At 49.3% G+C, this 1,071-nt stretch carries 1 protein-coding gene; it reads left to right on the top strand.

Going from position 1 to position 1,071, the window contains the following annotated elements:
• Window positions 1-1,071: Fe-S protein assembly chaperone HscA (gene hscA, locus R7Q46_RS25185; protein WP_318077939.1), on the top strand; the 1,071-nt coding region annotated here is incomplete at both ends.

Raw genomic sequence — 1,071 nt, 5'->3', positions numbered from 1 at the left:
TGGATTCAGGTCAAGAGGGCGTGATTGCCGTTTACGATTTAGGTGGCGGTACGTTCGATATCTCTATCCTACGTTTGTCGAAAGGCGTATTTGAAGTATTAGCAACAGGCGGCGACTCTGCACTTGGCGGTGATGACTTTGACCACCTATTAGCGGATTACCTAATGGAGCAAGCTGGCCTAGAAGCGCCGCTTTCTGCTGAGAAAAACCGTGCATTACTGAACATTGCAACGGCGACCAAAATTGCTTTCTCTGAGCAAGACAGCGTAGAAGTTGACGTGTTTGGCTGGAAAGGCACTGTAACACGCGAGCAGTTCGAAGACCTGATTCGCCCACTCGTGAAGAAAACTCTGATGTCTTGTCGTCGTGCACTGAAAGATGCTGACGTAGAAGCGGAGGAAGTACTTGAAGTGGTGATGGTTGGTGGCTCAACTCGTACCTTGCTTGTCCGTGAAATGGTAGGTGAATTCTTTGGTCGCACACCACTCACTAGCATCAACCCTGATGAAGTGGTGGCTATTGGTGCGGGTATCCAAGCAGATATTCTTGCTGGTAACAAGCCTGACTCTGAAATGCTGCTGCTTGACGTGATTCCATTATCATTAGGTATTGAAACCATGGGTGGGTTGGTTGAGAAAATCATTCCGCGCAACACCACGATTCCTGTTGCTCGCGCGCAAGAGTTTACCACCTTCAAAGATGGTCAAACGGCGATGAGCGTGCACGTTGTGCAAGGTGAGCGCGAGATGGTGGATGATTGTCGTTCACTTGCGCGTTTCTCACTAAAAGGTATTCCTCCTATGGCGGCAGGTGCTGCGCACATCCGAGTGACGTACCAAGTTGATGCTGACGGTTTACTATCTGTGACTGCAATGGAAAAGAGCACTGGTGTTCAGTCCGAAATTCAAGTGAAACCTTCTTACGGTTTAAGCGATAACGAAGTTGCGAACATGCTGCGTGATTCGATGACTCACGCCAAAGAAGACATGCAAGCTCGTGCGTTAGCTGAACAACGCGTTGAAGCCGACCGGGTGATTGAAGGTTTGATCGCTGCAATGCAAGCTGATGGTG

It is taken from the genome of Vibrio sp. 811 (assembly GCF_033339195.1).
This window is presented reverse-complemented; position numbering and strand designations above follow the sequence as displayed.